Origin of the sequence: uncultured Fibrella sp. (genome assembly GCF_964250085.1) — a bacterium.
Classification (GTDB): Bacteria; Bacteroidota; Bacteroidia; order Cytophagales; family Spirosomataceae; genus Fibrella.
The window spans coordinates 731,196-751,946 of record NZ_CAXUEC010000003.1; the positions used below are offsets into that span (position 1 = coordinate 731,196).

At 51.1% G+C, this 20,751-nt stretch carries 34 protein-coding genes; 4 read left to right on the top strand and 30 right to left on the bottom strand.

The window, feature by feature from the left end:
- Positions 1-157: 157 nt before the first annotated feature.
- A complete protein-coding gene (locus tag ACFE8Q_RS12590; RefSeq protein ID WP_375445745.1) occupies positions 158-430 on the top strand; it encodes a hypothetical protein in 273 nt (90 codons plus the stop codon).
- Positions 393-731, top strand: a complete 339-nt coding sequence (locus ACFE8Q_RS12595) for a hypothetical protein (RefSeq protein ID WP_375445746.1) — start codon at positions 393-395, stop codon at positions 729-731. Before ACFE8Q_RS12590 ends, ACFE8Q_RS12595 begins: the two co-directional genes overlap by 38 nt.
- On the opposite strand, the gene ACFE8Q_RS12600 is transcribed toward ACFE8Q_RS12595, so the two are convergent.
- The 3 genes from ACFE8Q_RS12600 to ACFE8Q_RS12610 are packed head-to-tail and all read right to left on the bottom strand — an operon-like array spanning position 694 to position 4,720.
- Complete coding sequence (locus ACFE8Q_RS12600) at positions 694-2,136, bottom strand: hypothetical protein (RefSeq protein ID WP_375445747.1); 1,443 nt, start codon at positions 2,134-2,136, stop codon at positions 694-696. The two genes, ACFE8Q_RS12595 and ACFE8Q_RS12600, sit on opposite strands and share 38 nt — an antisense overlap.
- Positions 2,136-4,166: a DUF5977 domain-containing protein gene (locus tag ACFE8Q_RS12605; RefSeq protein WP_375445748.1), complete on the bottom strand. Its 2,031-nt coding sequence runs from the start codon at positions 4,164-4,166 to the stop codon at positions 2,136-2,138. Before ACFE8Q_RS12605 ends, ACFE8Q_RS12600 begins: the two co-directional genes overlap by 1 nt.
- Positions 4,167-4,219: 53 nt before the next feature.
- Positions 4,220-4,720, bottom strand: a complete 501-nt coding sequence (locus tag ACFE8Q_RS12610; protein WP_375445749.1) for a hypothetical protein — start codon at positions 4,718-4,720, stop codon at positions 4,220-4,222.
- A gap of 267 nt (positions 4,721-4,987) precedes the next feature.
- On the opposite strand from ACFE8Q_RS12610, the gene ACFE8Q_RS12615 reads away from it, so the two are divergent.
- Positions 4,988-5,785, top strand: coding sequence for a hypothetical protein (locus ACFE8Q_RS12615; protein ID WP_375445750.1), 798 nt, complete (start codon positions 4,988-4,990; stop codon positions 5,783-5,785).
- On the opposite strand, the gene ACFE8Q_RS12620 is transcribed toward ACFE8Q_RS12615, so the two are convergent.
- From ACFE8Q_RS12620 to ACFE8Q_RS12675, 12 genes are all read right to left on the bottom strand, one after another.
- Entirely contained in the window at positions 5,782-6,252 is a 471-nt protein-coding gene (locus ACFE8Q_RS12620; protein ID WP_375445751.1) for a hypothetical protein, read from the bottom strand. The two genes, ACFE8Q_RS12615 and ACFE8Q_RS12620, sit on opposite strands and share 4 nt — an antisense overlap.
- Positions 6,249-7,133 (bottom strand): hypothetical protein, encoded by an 885-nt coding sequence (locus tag ACFE8Q_RS12625; RefSeq protein WP_375445752.1) that lies wholly within the window; start codon positions 7,131-7,133, stop codon positions 6,249-6,251. The genes ACFE8Q_RS12620 and ACFE8Q_RS12625 overlap by 4 nt, the downstream gene beginning before the upstream one ends.
- Positions 7,133-7,312, bottom strand: a complete 180-nt coding sequence (locus ACFE8Q_RS12630; protein WP_375445753.1) for a hypothetical protein — start codon at positions 7,310-7,312, stop codon at positions 7,133-7,135. Before ACFE8Q_RS12630 ends, ACFE8Q_RS12625 begins: the two co-directional genes overlap by 1 nt.
- Before the next feature lies 1 nt (position 7,313).
- Positions 7,314-7,577, bottom strand: coding sequence for a hypothetical protein (locus tag ACFE8Q_RS12635; RefSeq protein ID WP_375445754.1), 264 nt, complete (start codon positions 7,575-7,577; stop codon positions 7,314-7,316).
- 103 nt (positions 7,578-7,680) lie between these two features.
- Positions 7,681-8,319, bottom strand: a complete 639-nt coding sequence (locus tag ACFE8Q_RS12640; RefSeq protein ID WP_375445755.1) for a hypothetical protein — start codon at positions 8,317-8,319, stop codon at positions 7,681-7,683.
- Complete coding sequence (locus tag ACFE8Q_RS12645; protein WP_375445756.1) at positions 8,247-9,089, bottom strand: hypothetical protein; 843 nt, start codon at positions 9,087-9,089, stop codon at positions 8,247-8,249. Before ACFE8Q_RS12645 ends, ACFE8Q_RS12640 begins: the two co-directional genes overlap by 73 nt.
- Entirely contained in the window at positions 9,086-10,048 is a 963-nt protein-coding gene (locus ACFE8Q_RS12650) for a DUF6712 family protein (protein ID WP_375445757.1), read from the bottom strand. The genes ACFE8Q_RS12645 and ACFE8Q_RS12650 overlap by 4 nt, the downstream gene beginning before the upstream one ends.
- Positions 10,049-10,050: 2 nt before the next feature.
- A complete protein-coding gene (locus ACFE8Q_RS12655) occupies positions 10,051-11,364 on the bottom strand; it encodes a hypothetical protein (RefSeq protein ID WP_375445758.1) in 1,314 nt (437 codons plus the stop codon).
- 5 nt (positions 11,365-11,369) lie between these two features.
- Positions 11,370-11,636, bottom strand: a complete 267-nt coding sequence (locus ACFE8Q_RS12660; RefSeq protein ID WP_375445759.1) for a hypothetical protein — start codon at positions 11,634-11,636, stop codon at positions 11,370-11,372.
- Positions 11,637-11,721: 85 nt separating this feature from the next.
- Positions 11,722-12,090: a hypothetical protein gene (locus ACFE8Q_RS12665; protein WP_375445760.1), complete on the bottom strand. Its 369-nt coding sequence runs from the start codon at positions 12,088-12,090 to the stop codon at positions 11,722-11,724.
- Positions 12,041-12,448, bottom strand: a complete 408-nt coding sequence (locus ACFE8Q_RS12670) for a hypothetical protein (RefSeq protein ID WP_375445761.1) — start codon at positions 12,446-12,448, stop codon at positions 12,041-12,043. Before ACFE8Q_RS12670 ends, ACFE8Q_RS12665 begins: the two co-directional genes overlap by 50 nt.
- Before the next feature lie 89 nt (positions 12,449-12,537).
- On the bottom strand, positions 12,538-13,590 hold the full coding sequence (locus tag ACFE8Q_RS12675; RefSeq protein WP_375445762.1) for a DUF2806 domain-containing protein: 1,053 nt from the start codon (positions 13,588-13,590) through the stop codon (positions 12,538-12,540).
- A gap of 154 nt (positions 13,591-13,744) precedes the next feature.
- Here ACFE8Q_RS12675 and ACFE8Q_RS12680 point away from each other — a divergent pair, with 154 nt between their 5' ends.
- Complete coding sequence (locus ACFE8Q_RS12680) at positions 13,745-14,743, top strand: helix-turn-helix domain-containing protein (protein WP_375445763.1); 999 nt, start codon at positions 13,745-13,747, stop codon at positions 14,741-14,743.
- A gap of 52 nt (positions 14,744-14,795) precedes the next feature.
- Here ACFE8Q_RS12680 and ACFE8Q_RS12685 read toward each other — a convergent pair whose 3' ends face one another.
- The 15 genes from ACFE8Q_RS12685 to ACFE8Q_RS12755 all read right to left on the bottom strand — a co-directional run bounded on the left by ACFE8Q_RS12685 (position 14,796) and on the right by ACFE8Q_RS12755 (position 20,737).
- On the bottom strand, positions 14,796-15,044 hold the full coding sequence (locus tag ACFE8Q_RS12685) for a hypothetical protein (protein ID WP_375445764.1): 249 nt from the start codon (positions 15,042-15,044) through the stop codon (positions 14,796-14,798).
- Positions 15,041-15,976, bottom strand: coding sequence for an amidoligase family protein (locus tag ACFE8Q_RS12690; protein WP_375445765.1), 936 nt, complete (start codon positions 15,974-15,976; stop codon positions 15,041-15,043). The genes ACFE8Q_RS12685 and ACFE8Q_RS12690 overlap by 4 nt, the downstream gene beginning before the upstream one ends.
- Positions 15,977-16,157: 181 nt before the next feature.
- Positions 16,158-16,436, bottom strand: a complete 279-nt coding sequence (locus ACFE8Q_RS12695; RefSeq protein WP_375445766.1) for a hypothetical protein — start codon at positions 16,434-16,436, stop codon at positions 16,158-16,160.
- 140 nt (positions 16,437-16,576) lie between these two features.
- Positions 16,577-17,050: a hypothetical protein gene (locus tag ACFE8Q_RS12700; protein ID WP_375445767.1), complete on the bottom strand. Its 474-nt coding sequence runs from the start codon at positions 17,048-17,050 to the stop codon at positions 16,577-16,579.
- 44 nt (positions 17,051-17,094) lie between these two features.
- Entirely contained in the window at positions 17,095-17,316 is a 222-nt protein-coding gene (locus ACFE8Q_RS12705; protein WP_375445768.1) for a hypothetical protein, read from the bottom strand.
- 17 nt (positions 17,317-17,333) lie between these two features.
- Complete coding sequence (locus ACFE8Q_RS12710) at positions 17,334-17,636, bottom strand: hypothetical protein (protein WP_375445769.1); 303 nt, start codon at positions 17,634-17,636, stop codon at positions 17,334-17,336.
- The gene (locus ACFE8Q_RS12715; protein WP_375445770.1) at positions 17,633-18,346 is read right to left on the bottom strand and encodes a DnaJ domain-containing protein; all 714 of its coding nucleotides are present in this window, start codon (positions 18,344-18,346) and stop codon (positions 17,633-17,635) included. The genes ACFE8Q_RS12710 and ACFE8Q_RS12715 overlap by 4 nt, the downstream gene beginning before the upstream one ends.
- Positions 18,343-18,612, bottom strand: coding sequence for a hypothetical protein (locus ACFE8Q_RS12720; protein ID WP_375445771.1), 270 nt, complete (start codon positions 18,610-18,612; stop codon positions 18,343-18,345). Before ACFE8Q_RS12720 ends, ACFE8Q_RS12715 begins: the two co-directional genes overlap by 4 nt.
- 31 nt (positions 18,613-18,643) lie before the next feature.
- Positions 18,644-18,826 carry a hypothetical protein gene (locus ACFE8Q_RS12725; RefSeq protein WP_375445772.1) on the bottom strand — a complete coding sequence of 61 codons (183 nt, stop codon included), beginning with the start codon at positions 18,824-18,826 and terminating at the stop codon, positions 18,644-18,646.
- A gap of 11 nt (positions 18,827-18,837) precedes the next feature.
- Positions 18,838-19,068, bottom strand: coding sequence for a hypothetical protein (locus tag ACFE8Q_RS12730; protein WP_375445773.1), 231 nt, complete (start codon positions 19,066-19,068; stop codon positions 18,838-18,840).
- Positions 19,055-19,330: a hypothetical protein gene (locus ACFE8Q_RS12735; protein WP_375445774.1), complete on the bottom strand. Its 276-nt coding sequence runs from the start codon at positions 19,328-19,330 to the stop codon at positions 19,055-19,057. The genes ACFE8Q_RS12730 and ACFE8Q_RS12735 overlap by 14 nt, the downstream gene beginning before the upstream one ends.
- Positions 19,327-19,515 (bottom strand): hypothetical protein, encoded by a 189-nt coding sequence (locus ACFE8Q_RS12740; protein WP_375445775.1) that lies wholly within the window; start codon positions 19,513-19,515, stop codon positions 19,327-19,329. The genes ACFE8Q_RS12735 and ACFE8Q_RS12740 overlap by 4 nt, the downstream gene beginning before the upstream one ends.
- Positions 19,502-19,810: a hypothetical protein gene (locus tag ACFE8Q_RS12745; protein ID WP_375445776.1), complete on the bottom strand. Its 309-nt coding sequence runs from the start codon at positions 19,808-19,810 to the stop codon at positions 19,502-19,504. Before ACFE8Q_RS12745 ends, ACFE8Q_RS12740 begins: the two co-directional genes overlap by 14 nt.
- Positions 19,782-20,303, bottom strand: coding sequence for a hypothetical protein (locus ACFE8Q_RS12750; protein WP_375445777.1), 522 nt, complete (start codon positions 20,301-20,303; stop codon positions 19,782-19,784). Before ACFE8Q_RS12750 ends, ACFE8Q_RS12745 begins: the two co-directional genes overlap by 29 nt.
- Positions 20,303-20,737, bottom strand: a complete 435-nt coding sequence (locus tag ACFE8Q_RS12755) for a single-stranded DNA-binding protein (RefSeq protein ID WP_375445778.1) — start codon at positions 20,735-20,737, stop codon at positions 20,303-20,305. The genes ACFE8Q_RS12750 and ACFE8Q_RS12755 overlap by 1 nt, the downstream gene beginning before the upstream one ends.
- Positions 20,738-20,751 lie beyond the last annotated feature (14 nt).

A 20,751-nucleotide genomic window follows, 5' to 3' on the forward strand; every position in this document is an offset into this window, starting at 1 on the left:
TTCAGAAAGAACTACCCAAACCTACAAGCAGCCCAAACCGCCTAACAGGACATTATTTTGACGCAAAACCGTCATTTTTTTGACGATACCCGTAAATTCACAGCGTACATAGGTCCAAACCCCTGCACTGCCAGCAGGCTAAACATCCGGCTATCTCATGGATCAATTATTCGCCAACGGCCAGACTGTCGGCCTAAAACACTTTGCCCGAATTAGAGCAAAGGGCAGTCGTTGGATGGGTCGGAACGTTCCGGCTTACATCCGAGAGCATTTGATGGTGCCATATTACTTCGCGCCCGACGTGGACAATTCAGTGTTGGTGATGTGGGTTATTCAATACCCTATCGCTGACGGTGAAAGGGTTCACTTCGTGCGGTTTGCCGACCGACCTGATGAAGAAGTTACCTCGCTTCCTGATTACCCAAAATGAAGCTGCTAAAGTGTCTTCCCCATTTATTGTGCATACCCAACGCCCCGCTTTTGTAGCGCGGGCGTTGTCGTTTCCAGATGAAGCGGCTATTGAAGCGTACTTGAACGAACATCAGCCTACCTACGTCACCTTGGTCCGTGATCTACCAATGCTCATTGAGGTCGTTCAGATTTTTCAGAACCCCGCCGATATCACCCCTGGTTTGCTTAGCCGACTAGGCGATTGGTACTACTATACACAGATTAAACCCGGTGACGAGCCAACTACGCTGCAACCAATAGAACCGTCGCGGCCTTCCTGATGGGTAAGGTTACCTCTACGGTCACCACAAAGTAGTTCACTCCATTGATATGCACTTTCCTGTGCCATTTCAAGCCAGCCAGATCGGTTTCCGTCAGATTCAAACTCGCCTTCGCCCAGAATTGCGCCTGGCGCATCGCTTCCAGTTCGCGCCAGTGGTTGGTATACAATCCGGCCAATCCGTTCCAGTAAAGTCCAAACCCGGCCAGCGCATTATGCGCCTTCGGTAGCCCATCAACTGGGTTCCAGAATAGAAGCCTCGGCGTAAAAGTGTTGCTCAACTGCCCAAACTGCACCGTAATTCCCGGCTGCGATGTTGTGGCCAGCGGTCCCACGTCTGGGTACGTTGCATTATCTGTCAGTAAAGTCGAGAACTGGCTCTTGATCGTGGCAAACGTACTGGTACCGGCCGTTTCGTAGTCGGCCAGCAAGCTTGGCTTGTCCTTCATCAGGGCATCACCTCCGTCCAAATCATAGCCAAGCTTTAGACGTTTATTCGGCTCTGGCGTCTTCACCATACGCCCGGCCAGCTTACTGCTCCAGTCCAGTACTGCCCCTTCGGCAATGGCATCCTGGAAGAAATTCATGGATAACCGACCGTTCACCAGGTCAAAATCCAGTTGCAGGCAAAACAGCTTCCTGATCTCCAGAATCAACTCGACGGGTGTCATCACCGGCAGATGGCGGTTAATCGTGATCGTCGCGGCTCCGTCGAGCGCCCTGGTGTTGTAGAGCAACAGTTGCGAATAAGCCGGGTGGTCCAGAAAGTCACCGTCGATGGTGGTGTTGGTGGCCAGAGCCAGTTTTCTGAGCAACCACTTCAGCATCACCATCGGCACCAGTGGCCCGGACGCGGCACCGCCGTTCATCTGATACACCCCACCCGAATAAGGGTTCATTCGACCCCCATACCCCGCACCAGCCCCCTGGGTGCCGTAAAAATCCGGGTTGATGATCGTTGGAAAGACGACTGCCAGTTGCCCTTCCAGGTTTATGCCTGCTGCGGGTATCACCGCAGGTACTGGCAGGGTGCCGAAATCAAGTTCAGTCAGTAGCTTGTTTTGCCAGTCGCCGAAGAACTCGCCCAACGGTTCCACCATCTGCCCGGCATACCCGCCTGGCCCCGCTTCGGTAAGCAGAAACTGAGCCTCCCGGATCAGTTGGCCGTTATAGTAGTGTTCAAGCCTCCTGCGCGATAGTATCCCCCCAGCTGCGCCAATGGCCTGCGGCTGTTCCCAGTATCCGAAGATCTGCTGGTTGGTGCGCGTCAGCGGAAAACCCGGCATCGTGGCCGTGTTGCTGACAACGCGCTCAAAATCAAAATGCGGGTTGGTCAGCTTCAGCCCAAGTGTTGCTCCGGCAGCCAGATCAACCGACCGCCCATCGATGCGAATGTCTACGCTCATTAGTCTAGAATTTCTTCAATAAAGATTCGATCACCCGCCGCCACTACGGCCACTCCCGCATCCAGCAGCCGGAACGGGCCAGCATTCCAGGCCAGTCTCCGCGAAGCCACCAGCACCCCGTTTCGGTACGTTTTCACCGTCGATACGCCACCACTCCCCGCCGTAGTTATGCCAATCGTCCAGTCGCCTGGCGAACTGGTTACCGGTACGTCCCGGTCGTTGGCCGTTAGTGGGAACAGGTTCGCACCGTTTACCGCAAACCAGGCGTTACCTAAACCAGCCGTATCATTTCGCAGCACGATCCGCCCTGGTGCATTCGTTCGAAAACGCCAGTTCCCCGCGCCAACAGTGGCCGGATAATCATACGGGTTCAGGCTACAGCCACCATATATGTTGGCGTATACCTGGTTGTTAAGCCTGGTAAACTCAGCCTCCGCCAACACATCAGCGTCGCCTGGGTTTTCGCCCCCAAACGCACCGGCCGCAATCGAGATAGCGGCATTCTGACCCGTCTGGCCCGTTGGGCAGTTATCCCTGAAAAACGTACCCTCCCGAATAATGGCGGTACTTGGATATGGTGTGCTACCCGCCGCAATACCCGGAATCATGATTTCTGGTATATAATCAGGATCGCCTGGCAGGTTGGGCTTTTCGGTCACAGGCTTAAACAGGCTGCTATCATCGACATAATATTTCTGAAGCTTCAGCGGCCGACCGGCTCCGCTCCGCTTTCCGTCTGGCCGCAAAAGGATCACGGCTCCCTCACCACGCCAGGCTGTTGGCCTGACTGGTCCCGATGTGGCCACCGGCAACTGGCTATAATTGTTTTCCTGATTGGCCCGTTTAAAGGTCAGGGTTCGCGCAATTACGTCACTGTTGTCCTGTTTATTGGTCAACTCGGCTGTAGTCAACAACAGGGGTATATGCCCTTTCTCCGTGATCTGATACACCGCCCTGGTCAGCATCAACTCCGTCAGGTACTGTAGCCAGTACGACCCTTTTTCTTCGAAATAGCCGGTAGAAACGGTCAGCGTATTATCAGCATCTACATTCACGACGCGCATCGATGCGAAGTCGATGGCTGTGGAACCGAATTGGTCCTGTTCCGTAATAGCCCAGTTGGCGGTCATCGTCTCCGATCCCTGGCCCAGGAGCCGCACCGTATCAAATCCGCCGAGTGAGTTGGCAAACAGTACCCACCGCTGATCAGGCCGATACTCCGGATCGATCCGGTAGGTACGTACCTCACTCAGCCGCTCGTCATTCTGATTGCTCAGCCAGAGCTGGTAACTTGTTATCCCTTCGCCGACCAGGCCCAGTTGCGCCACGCCGGCCGGCACACTCACTACCGAGTTCAGTACTGGACTGTCGAGCGCCAGCAGCTGACAGGTTTCCTGCCTCCCATCGGGCCAGGTTAGTTGCGCCTTCAGCCTGATCTGCGTCGGGGTTGGCGTAAAATTGATCAGGAAATACAAGTATTCCTCCGCCAGTACATCGCCCGATACCACCTTATCAGCGGGTTGCCACGTCAAAAACTGACGTTTCGCGGCCAGATACGTGTTGAAGAAATTGGTACCCCATCCGGCAAAATCCGCTCGATCTAGGCCACCGGCAAACACCCACATCTTTGGCCGGGTCACATCCGTACTCACCGCTGGCGTTCCTCCAGTCACCCTTTCGTGCAGGCAATAAGGCATCGTCAGACTCGGCACGATGCCCAGCACAGCCTGACGGGGAAACGGCTTCTGTACTTGCAGAAACCCATCCAGCAACTCATCAATGCGGAATTGTGCGCCATCATACCGCATGGCACCGGCGCTGATCACCGGTGGCCGCTCCCGACCACTCAGCGTAGTCAATTCCTCGAAAGTGGTCGACTGCGGGTAGTTCGGTACCAGCAGCGTCAGGGCGTACCGCAGGTTACTGCGGTCGGTCAGGGCCGTGTCGGCGGGGTCAATGAGCACCTCCAGCCGATTCCGGGAGAAGGCCAGCGGCTGAAATACAAGGTTCTGAGCCAGTGCGTCGATCATACCAAATCAGTTTTTGGTAAAGATGACGATCACAATCAACTGGTTAAAGGACGTTACACTTGAGAACTTGGCTCTTCTTTGTCGGATATAATTTTTATTACATCCACAGTATCTGCTATTAATTCATTCGTACGAGTGAATCCTTCACCAGTCACATTTGCTAGCTTAGTCGCCTCCTCAGTCATTCGAATTTGTTGTTTCATTACTTCGATTTGAGTGCTAAATAGTTCCTGTTGGCCACCTGCTAAACTCATGTACACATCTTGCAACCGTTTACTCATAGCCTTCCTCATTTGAAAGCTAATGACTATTGAAAGAGCTGTAAAGGTGAAGCCAACATTGTATACAAACCCTTTTGTAACGGATTCGTAACTAACGAAGTAGTACACCAGCAGTCCACAGATATATAGCAGAGAACCGATATCAACTATCTTTTCTATAAATTCTTTATATGCCTCTTTAGTAGTTAAATGCAAATCAACCCACTTAGTAACAAGCGGAGTTGCTATAGCAATAGAAATCCCACCTACGGCAAGCCAATCAGAAAGAGTCATAAAATATTTATTTTACAAGCGGTGTCTTCGTTTATACTCATTCAGACTTTGGCGCTCCTCAGCTTTCCGGAGCACGTACTTCTCCCAGACAGCCTGCTTTATCCGCCCCACCTTGTCCTCGACGTAATCAAGATGATATGTACGGCCACCACCACATATGGCCCAAACGATCGGCGAGAGCGGAATCCAAACTAGCCAGAAGAGAATTTTACGAAGCACCATGACTACGTTGAAAAATGGTTACAAAAGAACCTAATATTGTGTTTTATGAAAATGCCTGCCCAAGTTTGGCGACCTGACAGGCATTTCCCAAAAACCTACAATAGTATAAAGCTAATGAAGAAACGGATATCACTCCACTTGTGGAACCACGTACAGCCTTTGCTCGAGCAATATCGTAAGTATGTTATTGTAGAACCACCTAACACTGAAAATGCATTCATAATTGGAGATGCTGATCCTAACTCTAACTTCTTTTTTATAATCAGCCACCAAAATACGTCTGGTGGAATGGTTAAGTACAAGTTTGAACCAGAAAGCGAGATTTCAGTCAAAACGTACACTATAGAAAGTACGGTCGAGGAGATGGCCATACGTTTAAAGCAGTGGTTTGAATTATTAAAAGCCTATGATGAATTAGTTACTATCTACGATGATCCTATTCAGAAAGCATACGAGGCAGAGTTCACTGATTTCTTTAGGATGGCAGATGAAAAAGCAGATAAAATTCCTTTTGACTTGCCGCGCCAGTTACTTTTTGGCGATTACCTAGCACAAGTTGCCGCTCGTCTGGCCATTCGACAGGCGAACGAATCAAACGTAGAGAAAGCGGCTGAACTGGCCCAACTGATAAATGAAACCGAGTCGTTAAAGGCCGACCTGCCCGCACTTACCCAAAACCAAACAATAAGCCGGATGGCTAAATTATGGGCCAAAGCCAGAAAACACGGCATTGATCTCATTAAAGACTTGTTTTCCGAATTCAAGAAAGAATCACTCAAAAAACTAACGGGAGAAATATTTAAAGAAGAAAATTGGCACTCAATTAAGGACCTACTAGACTAAAGTCGTTCAAATAAGGGTTGTGCCGACATGGTCAGTTTCAGCTTTACTTCGTATCCCTGTGTCGAGTCGATGGTCATCATTGACACAGGCTCCAGGCCTGCCGAGCCGTAGTCGAAATCTACAGTGGCAGTTGTCAGGTGGTCTTGTTTCAGTTGGTGCAGCACCGCCAGTGCTATCGTTTCAGCCTGGTTAAAGGCGGCATCCTGGCTGGCTTCATTACTTACCTCACTTTGGCAAAAAACGTAGAACGTTATCTCAAAAACGGCATAAAACTGTTCAGCACCGGTGTCCAGAATCCGGTACTTCGGCCGCATAGAAAAGACTGCCGGGTATATCTTCTCCGACACCGAAGCTGAGATCAGCCGTTCCATGCGGTCGCCATCGCTCAGGCGCACCGTCGTTACTCCCTCTATGCCCAGCGCCAAAGCCTGAAAATAGGGCCAATAAATGCTATCCGTTGCGGTCATTGGCGTTCTGCCTCGGCGGCTCTTTGACGGACTATCATGTCAGCCCGATGTTCTTCCAGGAAAAGCAACACTTCGTGGGCATTCGCTGCCTGAGTCTGCTTCATTGTTCCAAAAATCCCCTTCTCGGCCAGTAGATGCTGGTTCCTGATGAACCCCTGTCCAATGTAGGCCTCGCCCGTTTCGTCAGGTATACCAACTGTGGTGGCATCTGAAACGCTGGGGCGGTCGAAGAGTACGTACCGGCTCAATACATCTTTGAAGGTGCTGGCCACGTAGAGTAGTACCGCCATTTTCAGACTAAAATCCAGCCCGGACACCGTCGCTACCCGATCGCGCACGATGAACTCATTGTATACTTCCCGATGGTCGCCGTTCCAATCCGGATCAGTTGTGTAACCTTGCGCCCGGCGCGGTCGGCAGGCAGTGGCTACCAGGTAGTCGAGTCGTTCATCGCCTGCTGGCTGTTGCTGAATGAAGCCGTTCAGGTGTACATACAGATCGGTCATTTCGCCGTAACTCATCGTTACGAACTCAGGCTCGGGTAACAGCCAGGCCTCTTTACCAACCTGAAGCGACTCGAACGGTTGCTGATCCATTGGCTCCGTGAACAGCCACGACAATTGCTGTAGCAGCAGATGCAGCACCTCCGCGTTTTTCCGTTTAACCGTCTCGCTCAGCCGTTCCGAAAAATGGGCCTGGTGCAGCTTGCGCCACACCTTCGGGCGAATGTTCAGCGCCAGTTGAATCAGGGCATGGTACATCTTTCCTGATTCAGGCGTCAGGAAGATCAGTTCGATCAGACGCGGCAACCGCTCCAGATCTACATCCTTCCAACGTTCGGGCAGGTTATACCGAACGCCATCAAGGTCTATTTGCTGCATCAGTCGTCTGTTTCTACCATTAGCCACTCGCTCAGGCTCATTTCTGAGCGCAGCGCTTTGAACGCGTTCTTCCCGTAGATCAGCCTGATCGGCAGCCAGAACAAGAGACAAACAGCGAATTCGATCAGCCAGGCCACGATAACCAATGGGATGCCTATCAGGATTCTAATTGCTCTCATCCTACCGAAGGGCGTTTGCCTTTTGATACGCTTTCACATCGACCGTCAGTTGGCTAACCAGCGCCGCTACCGCCCCAGCCAGGATGTAGGCCTTCTGCGCGAAGAATTCGATACCGGCAGGCAGAGCAATACCCTGTGCCTTCACCCCGATCAATGCCCCAGCCACTGCTGCTACTGTAATGCCAATCACGCGAACGGTTTTGAACAGCCTCGGCGTTGGTGCGCCCAGCCGCTCTGGAATGGTTAATTCATCTTGAATATTCATTGGAAAACTGGTTGGTTAGTTGGTCTTTCGACTTTCACAGTGCCGAAGTAGGCCATGAAAAAAGCCGCCCCGAAGGACCGGTCCGCCGTTGCGGGCTTCTTGCTCAGCCTGGCGATACCGGATTGGGCGGCTTTTTGAACTGCACCAAGTAGGGTGTCAGCCAGTTGGCAATGGCGTTGATCTCGCTGGTTCGTCGCCGGTTGATGTAGCAGCCGCCCTTCGTTCCCTTACCACCGGTGGTATTGAATCCCAGCAGCAGCACCGTATCGTCTTCAGCGGGATCATACCGATCCTGGGCGATACCTTCGATATGGCTGGCATACAACGAAACGGCATCCATGCGCCGAATCGGCTTGCCTACCCGCTGATTCCCCCGCTGGTTCCTGCGATACACAATCTTCGTTGCATCAGCGAAATAGACCCGAACGTAACCAACGCTGGTAACCGGCAGCTTTACCCCATTTTTTGAATGGACGTAGTAGAAGCCGGATGCGCAATACATCGCCTGCGTAGGCAGGTGGTTGTATTTGTTGATCTCAGCGATCCAGGGCGCATCGTTGCGGTCGGTACGTTCTGTTCGGCCAACGTAGGTTGCGGCCGTGTCGAAAATGGCCTGCCGCAGCACCGTTTCATCCAGCGTGAATGGAGGTACAACAACTGGCTTCTTTTTTACGACTTGACCAGGTGCGCCAGCACAGCCAGCAACAAGAAGCCCAAAACAAAGCAGGTGGCGATAGTGCATCTAACAGCAGGTGTTAACGTTTTAAAATCACTCCAAAAGTCAGGCTTCGAACGGGCAAATGGTAGGACGTAAAACGCAACGGGAGGCATCACGATGAACAGCATCAGCAGGGCTACCGGCAAATCTGTGGCCTGCACCAGCTTCTCAAAAATGAGTTTCTGAATGCTCGTGCGGTCGTATGGCTGCATCTGCTGCTCAGGCGGAAGTGCTTTATTCTGCTCGATGATCATATCCCGGAACATCTGGAAATATTCACTCATTGCCCAGATCAACAGACAGGTAAGTACTACTACCCCAATGGCCATCAGCTTCCGGTTGCGCTCCCACCAGGCCTCTGGCTCAATGCTAGCGGCCAATACCACCGGCTCAGCCTCACCCTCGATGATAATCTGCTGGGCTTCTTCGTGGCACTCCATTGCCCAGCGCAACAGTTCGTCGGCCTGTTGGCGATCTTCGCTCGCTGCGGCCATCTCCCGGTAGTGTTTAGCCAGGTTGCGCAGTTCCGTCTTCTCCCGTTTTCGAGCTTCCTGCTTTTTGGCGAAGGCCTGCCTTTCGGCCTCTACCAGATCGGCCATCTCCTTTTCTCTGGCCTTGTTATCATCCGCCAACGCTCTTTTTCTCGATTCAATATCGGCCAGTTCAGCTTCATACCGAGCAGCCGGGTCATCGCCCACCTGAACCATCTTTAGGGGTTTTACTTCACCTGTGGATTTACCGTTCAGGGTTGGCGCGACCGAAACGTCGCGGAGTTTATTCGATCGTGCGTTCATAGGATCACGTGCGGTTTATTGGTAAAATCGTCGTCAGGAATCACTGCTCCTGCCACAAGGTTTTGTTGGTAATAGCTACTGAATAGTGTGCTGGTGGCCGTTTCATCCAGAAAGGAACGTACCTGAGCGAGTCGCTTCTGTCCATCGTTGTAGAGTTGCTGCCGCATGCTCTGACGGAGGTTCCCATCGGCGGCTACTTCCTCCAGCATCCCGGATTTGTCGCGCCGTTCCGATATCCCCGTTTCATTCAGCGACAGCGGCAGATACGGCCAGGCTTCATACGTACCTAAATAGGCCAGCGCTTTCCGGCAATGAGTCAGTAGCATTTCCTCTTCAAAGCTGAAGGCTGGCTCCGGAGCCAGCCACTTTTGCATCAGGTCTTTATACACCTGAGTGGTCAGTGTTACCCGAATGATGTCATTCTCCACGTCGGCCAGGTGGGGAAGCAGTTTCTGGAAGAATCGGTAGTTGCGGCCCGCGATCGGGAGCAATGACCCAAACTCAGCCGCCGACCGAATCAGGTGGCGCTGTCGCTCCTGGTAGGCCGAAGAAGCTGTCCAGGCAGCTGGGCGCTGTATTTCCAGTTCACGCCAGAAATACTCCAGGCTTAGATCGAGCATCGACAAATTGGCATCCCGGCTGTCGGCATATTCCCACTTCGTAACCGCAATGGCGTTCTGTGGCGAGGCCTTCATCATGCCCAGATCACCCACCCGAAACTTCTGATGGGGAAACGCCAGGCTATAACATTGCCAGGCCAGGCAACTTTGGGTTAGTCGTAGCAGCTCAGCCTGCGCTGCATCAGTGGGCGGTAGTGCCTTCAGGTACGTCCACAAATCGGTCCCAACTTCATCGGCGAACCACCGCTCGGCATGCTGCATGAACGGCTTTACCGTTACTTCGCTCATACTGGACTGCAACGTACCCAGCTGGGCTTTCAAAATATCCTGCGTCAGCATGGCTAGTTGTGATTAGTGACCGCCTGAGCGCCGGTCGGGTTCGTGTCGAGCGTGGTGATCTGCACCCCGTTGAAGCTGGGCACCACATCGGTATAGCCCATGATCCGGAGCGCCAGCAGCACCGGCTCCAGCAGAATGACGTGGTGCACCGGTGTGCGGAAGTGCATCTGAAAATCGGCCATCACCCGAATCTGACTGCCAGAGTCGTTGCCCTTGCCCGGATTGACACCGGCCAGCGTAGGAAGAATTCCGGCCGCGTTGGCAATGGAGACGTTGGCCATTTCCCACACCTTGGCGTAGGCATCGTCGCTCATTTCGTTTTTGAGCGGCACCACCTCGATGCTATCGAGTGGCTTGCCATCTTCGCCCCGCAGGTACTTCAGAATAAGCGACTTGTTGACGTTCTTGGTACCGGCCAGCCAGTTGCTCAGGTTATCGGAAAACTCGCTCCATTTCTGGCGCACCTTGTCGACCGGTACTGGCTTCCCTCCTTCTGTATCGAAGTAGTCTTTCGGGATTTTGATCAGGTACTTAATATTGTACCCGTTGGTGATACCCGACTTGTGGAAGACAGGAATCAGGTTGGCCAGCTCGATCCATTCCGCAGCGCCCCACCAGCTGGGGAACGCGTAGTGTGGATTGCCCGACAGGTGCTCCCTAGAATGAAGCAGGCTAACCACGTTGGCTGTCGGATCGGCCCGATTAAACCCGGCAATGGGTTCGCTCTCCCTCGATTTGTAATAGCCTGAATCACCGAAATATGGATTATAGAAATAGGCAGGATTAGCTCTGGTGCTCTTCAGGCTGATGCGTGAGCTGTAGCAGTCGAGTACATCCAGCATCGGCGTACCGTCGAGCCTGAATTCGAAGCGGGTAAAATGGTTACCGTTGGTCAGCCGTTCGTTGATCGCTGCTACTGCGTAGTGCGCCAGGCGGGTATCGAATGCCCAGTCGTCTAGCCTGGCGTCGACGTAGGGCTCCAGCTTTACACCACCGTCAGCATATACCCGCTTGTTGAAACTAATGCCGGTGCCGTAGATCATATCCCGGTTCGACTCCAGCAGCGGCCTGATCTGGTTATTCTTCTGAATCAGCACCCCCATCGTGTTAGGCTGATTGTCGGCATTTCCCCAGGGCACGTGCATCTGTCCAGCACCGCCAAAATAAGACGTGGTACCGTAGGCATGATCGCGACCCGGACGCGGGACCGCTTGAGTCTCTGTCAACTGAAGAATAGCCGCGCTGGGCGTTGCTCCTTGCCTGGTACGACGGCCAGCCACAACGGCCACGTTTGGGCTTATCCAATCCATTTCCATAGCAGCTAGTGTTGGTGGTTAATACGGCGACCGTTGTAGGTCAGCAGCAGATCGATGAGCACCTCGAACGGTTTGTCATTCTCCCGGTTGGTCAGGAGCAGCACGTGATTGGCACTGACATTGCCCCTGTATCCCCGCTGCTGCGGCAACCGGCTGATACTTTTGGAACACCGTTGTTTTTCGCCCAGCGTCCCATCCTTTTTGACATAGGTGATCGCGAATTCATGCACCTGGCCACCCTCCCGGATATCCTGGTGAATCTCGGCAAACATGGCCCTACGGTTAATTGTCAGCTTACTCATACCCCAAAACTCCCTCCGGAATACACCGCCAAAAAGGACAGGGCAATGTCGACCGTTAGAACCTGATCAGTATGCCCAGGTACGTTGCCAGGCCAATGCGGAAAGCCCACCGCTCTGCGTTTGCGGCTCGGTACTTTTTCCGATAGCTGTCCCGATCAGCCATAGCCTCCAGGAGTTGGGTCGACGTAACGGTGGCCTCATGGTGGGCATCCGAAAACGTTGTGACCATACCATTACGCTCAGCTTTTGTGCGCACCAGCTGCGCCTCGAGCGAATGAATCCGCAGCCGGCAGAAGTGCAGGGCAGTCAGGCTGTCGAGCAGCGCTGGTGCCGACGCTACAAATGCCCGTACGGTGGCCAGGCTGTCAGGGAGTTTACTCGATGCCCCGTCGCTTTTCCAGCCGGGTGTTGGCGCTTGCGCCATTAATTCGGCGCATGGCATCCAGAGGAGACAGGCCAGCAGTAGCACGCAACGAGTCTTGTAGGTCGCGATCATGAAGTACGAAAATGAGTGAGTCGATCCGCTCCCGGAGAACCCATTCGCGTTGCAGCCCCAATACCGAGTCGGCCCGGTGCTGTGCTTTCAGGATGGGGTTGATCAGATCCCGCACCTCCGCGATCGGCGATGGTGCAGTGGGGAGCAGTAATTGCACCGTCAGCGCCACTGCCACCGCCGCCATCACACTGACGATTACCTCCCGAAACAGGTTGCTGGTGGTGCCGAATTTGGCGTACGTGCCCTGAAGAAAATTGAGAACTGGGCTAATGTATTTCAAAAACATACCCAAACCTCGCCCGATATCGAACCGCCATAAAGGACAAATATCTTATTAAATTTACCAGTAGGATTTTAAGTATACTTTTTCAAAAACTATTCTTTATCGTCGAATAATTGAGTAAAAGACAAACTATCAAAATCAGCGCCTAACTCGAATAGGTTTTGATCTGAAACATAGCAAGCTGATGTAGAGACATCAAATGCTTGCATAACTGCCTTCTGAAGAAGTTTAAGTTCTTGAATATTCAATTCTGTTTCGATCAATCTTAACAATTCACGACCCACCGTTGTAAAAGCAATGACGGGGATAGATACCTTTTCATATTTCTCTAAATTAGATTCATCTAAGCCCACCAAACTAAAGCTGATCATTCTATTACCCGTGTAAAATAATACACTGTAATCAGCAAATGGCCCAGACCTTTCCATAAAATCGATTAAATGAGCAGAGTCCCTAAGTGTTATTATACCTAATTCACTCAGCAATAATAGGTGGCCATATTTAATATCACTGTTTGCACTATAATCGGACAGTCTTCCGCGTAAAAACGAAGAAGACCCACTGTCTATATGATACTTAGCGACTGTGTTAACTAGCTCAGCTTCCCTCTTCGATAGATTTTTAAGTACGGACAATGTTCTTAAAGAAAAGCTGTTTGGTCTAGCTATTTCACCTGCTAGCACTCTGCCCCACAGTTTTTGCATCTCAATTTGTGATATCTCTTCTGCATCAAACAAGAAACGAGTCATCCAGTCTTTGTCAATAGGTACGTCATTGATGGGTGTATTTTGTTGAGATAACTCTTCAGCAGCTGTTTCAATCACTGACTCAAGATTGCCAATCTTATGTAATTGCTGATACAGGATAGAACCTCCAACAGCGTTCATCACATGCTTACCTTCCTCAGTTTGAATGAAACCATCTACTGCTTTGGTGTACAAATACTTCTCAAATTCGACTCCACTCAAAAGCCGAGCTTTCTCAACCTCTTGCTTGGCTTTCTTCATAAAAAGCAACATTGTTGCCTGTTCTCCTAAAACACTTTTGAAGACTTCAATCACCCCTTTAGACCCAAAAGCTTTAGCCGCAAGCTCTCCAAACCGGTTCAAATTATCATGATCTAAATGAATAGGCAGGTTCTCCATATGATGAATTTGAGAGTTTAGTACACTGGCAATATAATAGTAAACTTAGATATATGCTGTAATCCTCACTACTTGGTTTAGCCTCCTCACTTACCGAACAAGCCTATAATAGAAATAGCTATATGCTATCTTCGAGCAGACTTACCTCAAACATATGCCTACTTCCTACGCTCAAACTCATCTTGGGAAAACGATAGATCAATTAGAGGCTCAAGACCTTATCGACTTTTTCATTGTTGAACGCGAAGAATCATTAACGCTAGAATTCAAGTCATTTTGCCAGCGGGAAAACGATATAAGCCTCAAAGAGAAGGGGGTAATGCGAGCTATTTGCGCTTTTCTCAATTCGAGCGGTGGTTTGCTTATATGGGGAGCACCAATAGAAGTCAGAAGGGATAAGGGTTACAAGGTATGCGCTGGACCGCTCTCTCCCGTTGAAAAACGGTACTCGAAAGATGAGTTTATCAGCAAGCTGTCAACCAAGATTATCCCTTTTGCATCCCCAGCCCTGTTTCGATCAATAGAGATTGAAGAAGGAAAGTACGTATATCTGTTTGACGTACCTGAAAGCGAAGTGAAGCCTCACCAATTTGACGACCGCTATTTCATCCGGCTGGACGGTCAATCAAAAGCAGCTCCCCATTATGTAATCGATGCTCTTTTCAAGCAGTTTAAACGTCCTATTTTACATGCAAATCTAAAAGCGACAGTTTATAACCTTATAAAGAGAAAATGGAACCCGTCATATGCCGAAGACTTAATAGTTATCGCGTTAGAAGGCTCAATCACCAATTTATCGGAAGCTATAAATGACAAAAATATATTTTACATAATTCGTACAGATTTCGGGTCTTTTACAGATCCAGCATCACGCGGCGATCAACTAAGGGAAGCATTCGACGACTCATTAAAGCTGATTCTTCCTATTGGTATCCCAGTTGAGTTTTCATTAAAACTTCATATACGAGCGGGAGAATTAATTAATATCACCAACACCCTAATGCTGACTGTAAACCTTACTGCTGGGGGTGAATTATCCGCCCCAATCAAACAAACGTATATATTCTACCTTCAAGCTATTCTTGATAACGATGGCACAGTAGGGAAAGTTAACATAGCTTATTCTAGAGACAATCCCCTGCCGCTAGAATAAAAAATCCCACTGGCAGGGCCAGCGGGATTATCAATTACGCAGTTTAATGAGGTCAGTCAGGTACGTTGTCGGCCGAATTGATCAGGTAGCCTTCAGTGATTAGATCGGCCACGAAGTTGTCGGGCGTATCGGTTCGAAGCGGCGCTGGGCCGTTCCAGACCTCGAAGCGCTCGGCAAAGTCTTCCATATACTCGGCTAACGTTTGCTGGCTTGTGAAGCGGCCACCGTCGCGCAGGGCCGTTACTATGTCGGTGGGGGACGTTCCGGTCAGAACGTCCCCTTCTGGGGTTTTAAAGGTCATGCGGCTAATTCGCTCTGGCGGTTATGGTAATAGGTGAAAATTTCAGGTTGTTGAATCGTTTGCAGGCTTTCCATGCTGGCCGTTCCAACCCGGCTGGTGCGGCTGTACTCAACGAGGTTGTGTAAAAATAGCACCCAGTTGCTGATCTTCTCAAATTCAACGGTGCCGCTGTGCTGGCGAAATTCGATGGTTTTGTAGCGCAGGTAGCTTTGCAGGTTTACCTTAAAATACCGGCTTGGCATAACCGTGCTGGTCAGGGCGTTCATGGTGGTGGCCGCGTCGATCCGGCTGGTCAGGGCCGTTAGGCTTTGGCAGTAGCCGTTGGTGGTGCCCCGGCGCGAGGCTGGCATAAAGCTGTCGATAACGCTTTCGTAGCGGGCGTAATTAACGAGCAGGTTCTTGGTTTGTGGTAGCCCGATGTTGGCGGCATCGAAATGTACGTGCAGGCCGCAGCTGCGGTTGATGTAAGCGCGTTTTTGCTTCATAACCCGGCATACGGTTTCCAGTTCGACTAACCCCGCCTGACCTTCCAAAATCGGGCTTACCAGTTCGAAGCTGTTGGCTCCGTTCAGACTGGCGTCGGTTACTATCTTCCAGTGTGGCCGGGTGTTGTGGTTGTAGCCTTCCACTTCAACCTCGATGCCTGCGGCCCGGAGCGCAGTGGCCAGCGTGTTCTTGTTAACGTTGTAGGCTTCAATTTCAATACCGAATCGGCGGTTGAAAGGAATGAAGCTGAAGGCGTCGGCGATGGCCTGTTGCTGGCGGCTACGTACCTGGCTGGGCCAGTAGCGGGCAAACACGTTCTGCACAAATCCGTAGTTGCCTCCGGTTAGGTCGGCTACTTGTCGGCGGGTTAAACCGAGGGCCAGTAATTGGCGGATTTTTTCGGTTTTGTTAAGGGTTGCGTTTGATAAAATATCCTGCGTTTCCATCTAGTAATCTGCGTGTTAGCCCCGTTTCGGTTGGGTAGGACAAACAACGCACTACCCTCGCCGACGTGCAAGTTCCTGCGGTAGTGTTTGCGTAAGTTCCAGGCAAAGTGGAGCAGGTCACTGGAACAGTGCAATGGCCAAATAAAAAGCCCGACGTTTAGGCCGGGCTAGTTGTTCAAACCTACTTAGCAATGCGCTGATGCCAAAACAGAAACGTCTCCAGCTCTTGCTGGATTGTTACAAACTTGGGATAGGGTGGCCGACGATCTGGATTGTTAATGATACTTCCAACCTGTGGGTGTTTCTCTTCCACGCCCCGGCAAAAGATGCCACTTACATCATAAGGCAGGGAATCGTCTGATAAGAGTTTGTATTTATGATTGTCGTAATCCGCTCGATGTGATTCCCATAATGCACCATCTACCTCGGAGTAATGAATGTATAGATCGTCGTTTGCCATTGTGCAAATTAAGCTGAATAAGCTGAAACCGACTAGGGTCTGTACTCCACCCAACTCGGCAAGGGTGAAAACGTCTGTCGGCGCATCAGCCCTTGCGGTTGTTGGGTCAAGTAGAGCAGGTTACTGGAGGAGTGCAATGTTCAGCAACGCTCACCGAATACTATGTGTCGCTTCTCGCAAAAGAATGAAGAACGATCTCCTCTAAACTTCAAATAGGTGATTCGGTGGACGCCGGAAGCGATAAAATACTTATCCTCAGAGACCAGATACCGAAGCGAAATAGCATCACCACTCCCAGGCGATACATTCCTGGAATTCAGGAGGTCATCGTCAATCTTCTCTATGTCATCGCTTGAATACTTGAAGCCTCGGCGTAAGTCATCCAGCAATTGCAACCAAGTTAAAGGGAGGATGTGGTTTGAATAGCCTTTTTTAAAATAGTTTACATGGGTGTCAAACAGACCAACAACTTTGTCAAGTTCCACAACCACCCCTTCTGCGGGTTCATTGTGGGTGGACTTTATATCACGTAAATAGTCTACCTGAGCACCAGCAAATGTGGGTAAGGGTTTTCCGGGAAATTGTCGGTGAAACGTTTCGAGCGAAGTATCCATAAGTTCGAGATTAAACCTTAGTATAATCGTTAGGTGGGTTTCTGTTATTCTTCCAACTCTTCGTCGGTTAGGTAGGCGAAATCTTCGGCAGGATCATACGTATCGTCTCCATCGTCATCGTCCCAGTCGTCATCATCTGAATAGTCGTCGGTGCCTTCTTCGCATCCACATGATTCGCATTTGGCTGGTGTGAGTGATACAATACAATCGTCTATATCGCCATTACAGTAGCATTCGCCACCGCAAGAAAAACATTCGTGTGCCATGTTTCAGATTCCTGTGGTTATACCTGCTTAATTGTGGCGTAGTTCATATCCAGGGCGCTAGCTATATCGCGACGACTCATTATCATTTCATCGATGTCTAAACGTTGATGTTGAGTCTCGATGAACTCGGCTTGCTCTTCCAGGCTCATATTTTGCACGTCGACCATTTCCTTGTCGCTCAACGCCACATTTATTGTGTGAAAGCGAATGATGGGGTAGCTTATTCTTAAGGTAGGCATGGTTTCAGATGTTGTTATTTTCAAGGTCGTACTGGTGGTAAGTGATGCCTCGAAGTGGCGTTCGGTATCGGTGTCGATCATGATTGGTTGAAAAACTGTTTGGCTTCTTCGTAGGCACGTTGCAGATCCTGAAAGCCAGTGGTGGTACCACCTTTATCTGGATGCAGCTCCATGGCCAGTTTGCGGTAGTTCTTTTTGACCGTCTCCCAGGTTAGCACCTTGCCTAGATCACCCAGCATAACCCGCCAGGGAGTGGCTTTCGGGGTTGGCGGTGGTCGACGGGCTTGCTCCTGCTTCGGTGGCGGTTTTTGCTGGCCCTTCTTTCGCTGGCCACTCCCGGCACTTCTGGTGTTGTCGGCCGACGAGTGTGCGCCTGGCTCCGGACGTGCTGAACAGGCTCTCCAACAGAGTGGGCTTAATAAATGCCGCAATAGATAAGGTGAATGATGGCGGCTGATCGTGCGCAGGCAGTTCACCGTTGAGCCAAGCGCCCGAAGATTCCCTGCCAGTGAATCGTACCGATCTGATGCAATGGCGTAATCGAAAGTACCTAATCGAAAAAAGACCGTTACGCCTGGCTCCCGGAGTTTGGCCTGCTTTGCCAGCAGCTGGCCACTGGCGCCAACCTGCCCGTTGCTCGTGATCACCACCTTCGTTGCTCCCAACCGCTCCAGCTCCTTCAGCAGGGTATCGCGCTCGCTGGCCAGTGTCTCCAGCTTCGACGTCGACCAGGCTTCATGCAGCACCGTCTTTGGCCAGCCATATGGCCACTGCAAGGGATATGGATTCATGTTAATCGCCGGGTTACAGGGGATTTCTTTATCGCCTTTTTCCCTGCTGGTAAAGCAGCCTCCAGATCAACTGGCACTGGCTGTCCATTTTTGGTACGGGGTTCGCCATAGCTGAAATACTTCGGCGAATCGGCATACTTAGGATTATTTCCTAATCTGGCGGCCGAAAAACGCAGATCAGGAAAAAGGGTCGTTAGCACGTCAACGGCTTTTTCAACCATTGCCTGGTCTTCACAACAAAGTCTAATTTTAAGTTTATGGGCCATGGATAGGGAGATTATTATGGTTTGTTAGTAGTCATTCTGCTTCGTGATAAAGGCCGGTGGCCAGCAACTCCTTATACGCCTTGATGCACTCTGAAGCTGAGCCGTGTTCACTGATCCGGCTGGCGTTGCCCGATTTTGTGATGCTGGTGATGGCAAATGAGCCATTCTTCCGTTTGATTCGCCGAATCGGCTTTGTCGCTGTAGTATCGTTCACGATGGTGTTGGTTATAAGGCAAGAGTCTGTTGTATACCCTTTGCGGCGATGATTGCGTCGCGCTGGGCGATCAGGCGTTTTAGTGTAGCCCTTGAGCAGGCCAGTCGGTGCTCGGCCAGTTCGGGACTTAATCGGGGTTTTGGGCCTTTTGTCCAGTCGGGGTAGTAGCGCTCCCGCATCCCCAATTCGCGTTCCTGCTCTTTGATCTCGTCATCGAGCGTTACTTCTTTAGCCTTCGGCATACTTACCAGAATTTAAAAGTTCGTTGTATCGGCTTTTGGCTACCTCAGCATCCGTGTGCTTTTCGAGGTGTTTCCAGCCCCCAGCGCCGTTTTCTGTTATCGTTTTAATGATCCAGGTCGGCGATCCTGACCAGCCTTCCAGCCTGATCAGTGTCTTACCCTCTGCTCTTGCCAGGCGTAGTTTATCCTGTATCCGGAGCGGTTTACCAGGCTGTGGTGCTTCTGAAACCTCCTCACCAAATAGGTTAAATTGCTTGCTCATGGCTTAGGCCGGTTATGCGATCGCAATGCCTCATCGACCACTGGATCGATCAGATCATTGACAGCCTGTTGATTGCACTCTTCCCCGTAGGCCTTCATGATCTGGGCCATCGCCTGGGCTTTCGTCTGTCCAGTGCGCTGGGTAAACTGCAAGATTCGGGTTTCGTTAAATTCAAAGAGTGTCAAGTTGTGATACGGTTAGGATGAGTCGGTTATTGGTGCGGTAATCGATGAGCTCCAGCCTATCATTGGCTCGCCGCCAGCTGATGCGCTTGGCTTGTAGATATTGCCGCTCCGGCGTACCGGTCCGGAGCGTGATCAGGTAGGCTTCAATGCCGCGAAACAGGCTGGCCAGGTCAGGCTCCATTCCGTCGAGTCGGGCATTATGGGTACGTACCTGGTTGCGGATTTCGTAAACCAGTGCCCGCTCAGGAGCACTGGTTTCGTGGTGGTCATTCAGCCGAAGCGTCAAGTCGTTCATAGCCATCTACTTTCAATGCACTGAGTTCATTAATCAGCAGGTAGCCGTTGTTGATCAGTATTCGTATGATCTCTGACCATCTAGATAAGAATTGGTGATGGTTATGGTCAATATGGAATGCCAGGCTTCCTACCTCGCTGATCATTTTCACATAAAGCCTTCGTGCTGGCCAGTTAGTAAATGGTTTCTTAAATTCGACTGACTTTAGCAGCACTTCTTCGCTGCTGTTCTCCCAGCCAACCCGCTCACTGACCCACTCGGCAATTTGAACAGCAACTGCTGCTACCTGCACCGCTTCTTCAATCATGTGGTCGATGTTCTTCTTTTCCCACATGGCCTTAGCTAGTTCACCCATCTCCTCATTCAGGATCAGCAGCCAATCAGTTGGCTCCAGGTGCTGTTTGCCCGGACGCGGGACCGCCCACTTCGCTATCTGGGCTTTCCGCTCGGCCAGAATTAACTGGCTTGTTGGGGTAGTTAGTAGGTTCTCCATCAGAATGGTAGATCGTCATCTGAATTGGGAGCAAAGCCGCCCAGCGCTGCCGCTGTTGACGGTACCGGTGCCGTTACTGGCGGAGCCGCAGCGGGCTGGCCAGCACTACTGCTTTCTGGCTTGCTGCCTACCAGTTGAATGCTGTAAGCCCGAATTTTGAGCTTGGCGTACACCTTCTGATCTTTGTTTGAGACGTAGTTTTCGGCTTTGATATCACCCTGGATAACCACCTGCTGGCCTTTCACCAGGTATGGTGTCACACCAGTCCGATCGGCAACGCAGTCGACCCATTCGGTTCGCTCGATCTTCTGCCCAGACGCATCTTTATAGGACTTGTCCACGGCCACAGCGAAGCTCACAAACTGCTTGCTTTCTTTGCCTTCTTTTACTTCTGCGTCGCGGCCTAACCGGCCAATAATCAATCCCTGTAACATGGTTGCTGTAGCTA

Coding starts and splice junctions, on each gene's coding strand:
- ACFE8Q_RS12595 (WP_375445746.1), top strand. CDS start 393: ATGAAGAAGTTACCTCGCTTCCTGATTACCCAAAATGAAGCTGCTAAA.
- ACFE8Q_RS12750 (WP_375445777.1), bottom strand. CDS start 20,303: ATGGAGAACCTACTAACTACCCCAACAAGCCAGTTAATTCTGGCCGAG.
- ACFE8Q_RS12640 (WP_375445755.1), bottom strand. CDS start 8,319: ATGCACTATCGCCACCTGCTTTGTTTTGGGCTTCTTGTTGCTGGCTGT.
- ACFE8Q_RS12715 (WP_375445770.1), bottom strand. CDS start 18,346: ATGAATCCATATCCCTTGCAGTGGCCATATGGCTGGCCAAAGACGGTG.
- ACFE8Q_RS12665 (WP_375445760.1), bottom strand. CDS start 12,090: ATGGCGCAAGCGCCAACACCCGGCTGGAAAAGCGACGGGGCATCGAGT.
- ACFE8Q_RS12745 (WP_375445776.1), bottom strand. CDS start 19,810: ATGAACGACTTGACGCTTCGGCTGAATGACCACCACGAAACCAGTGCT.
- ACFE8Q_RS12660 (WP_375445759.1), bottom strand. CDS start 11,636: ATGTTTGCCGAGATTCACCAGGATATCCGGGAGGGTGGCCAGGTGCAT.
- ACFE8Q_RS12710 (WP_375445769.1), bottom strand. CDS start 17,636: ATGATCGACACCGATACCGAACGCCACTTCGAGGCATCACTTACCACC.
- ACFE8Q_RS12680 (WP_375445763.1), top strand. CDS start 13,745: ATGCCTACTTCCTACGCTCAAACTCATCTTGGGAAAACGATAGATCAA.
- ACFE8Q_RS12590 (WP_375445745.1), top strand. CDS start 158: ATGGATCAATTATTCGCCAACGGCCAGACTGTCGGCCTAAAACACTTT.
- ACFE8Q_RS12695 (WP_375445766.1), bottom strand. CDS start 16,436: ATGGCAAACGACGATCTATACATTCATTACTCCGAGGTAGATGGTGCA.
- ACFE8Q_RS12600 (WP_375445747.1), bottom strand. CDS start 2,136: ATGAGCGTAGACATTCGCATCGATGGGCGGTCGGTTGATCTGGCTGCC.
- ACFE8Q_RS12735 (WP_375445774.1), bottom strand. CDS start 19,330: ATGAGCAAGCAATTTAACCTATTTGGTGAGGAGGTTTCAGAAGCACCA.
- ACFE8Q_RS12635 (WP_375445754.1), bottom strand. CDS start 7,577: ATGAATATTCAAGATGAATTAACCATTCCAGAGCGGCTGGGCGCACCA.
- ACFE8Q_RS12720 (WP_375445771.1), bottom strand. CDS start 18,612: ATGGCCCATAAACTTAAAATTAGACTTTGTTGTGAAGACCAGGCAATG.
- ACFE8Q_RS12670 (WP_375445761.1), bottom strand. CDS start 12,448: ATGTTTTTGAAATACATTAGCCCAGTTCTCAATTTTCTTCAGGGCACG.
- ACFE8Q_RS12620 (WP_375445751.1), bottom strand. CDS start 6,252: ATGACCGCAACGGATAGCATTTATTGGCCCTATTTTCAGGCTTTGGCG.
- ACFE8Q_RS12630 (WP_375445753.1), bottom strand. CDS start 7,312: ATGAGAGCAATTAGAATCCTGATAGGCATCCCATTGGTTATCGTGGCC.
- ACFE8Q_RS12730 (WP_375445773.1), bottom strand. CDS start 19,068: ATGCCGAAGGCTAAAGAAGTAACGCTCGATGACGAGATCAAAGAGCAG.
- ACFE8Q_RS12690 (WP_375445765.1), bottom strand. CDS start 15,976: ATGGAAACGCAGGATATTTTATCAAACGCAACCCTTAACAAAACCGAA.
- ACFE8Q_RS12605 (WP_375445748.1), bottom strand. CDS start 4,166: ATGATCGACGCACTGGCTCAGAACCTTGTATTTCAGCCGCTGGCCTTC.
- ACFE8Q_RS12700 (WP_375445767.1), bottom strand. CDS start 17,050: ATGGATACTTCGCTCGAAACGTTTCACCGACAATTTCCCGGAAAACCC.
- ACFE8Q_RS12645 (WP_375445756.1), bottom strand. CDS start 9,089: ATGAACGCACGATCGAATAAACTCCGCGACGTTTCGGTCGCGCCAACC.
- ACFE8Q_RS12650 (WP_375445757.1), bottom strand. CDS start 10,048: ATGCTGACGCAGGATATTTTGAAAGCCCAGCTGGGTACGTTGCAGTCC.
- ACFE8Q_RS12610 (WP_375445749.1), bottom strand. CDS start 4,720: ATGACTCTTTCTGATTGGCTTGCCGTAGGTGGGATTTCTATTGCTATA.
- ACFE8Q_RS12705 (WP_375445768.1), bottom strand. CDS start 17,316: ATGGCACACGAATGTTTTTCTTGCGGTGGCGAATGCTACTGTAATGGC.
- ACFE8Q_RS12655 (WP_375445758.1), bottom strand. CDS start 11,364: ATGGAAATGGATTGGATAAGCCCAAACGTGGCCGTTGTGGCTGGCCGT.
- ACFE8Q_RS12615 (WP_375445750.1), top strand. CDS start 4,988: ATGAAAATGCCTGCCCAAGTTTGGCGACCTGACAGGCATTTCCCAAAA.
- ACFE8Q_RS12685 (WP_375445764.1), bottom strand. CDS start 15,044: ATGACCTTTAAAACCCCAGAAGGGGACGTTCTGACCGGAACGTCCCCC.
- ACFE8Q_RS12675 (WP_375445762.1), bottom strand. CDS start 13,590: ATGGAGAACCTGCCTATTCATTTAGATCATGATAATTTGAACCGGTTT.
- ACFE8Q_RS12625 (WP_375445752.1), bottom strand. CDS start 7,133: ATGCAGCAAATAGACCTTGATGGCGTTCGGTATAACCTGCCCGAACGT.
- ACFE8Q_RS12755 (WP_375445778.1), bottom strand. CDS start 20,737: ATGTTACAGGGATTGATTATTGGCCGGTTAGGCCGCGACGCAGAAGTA.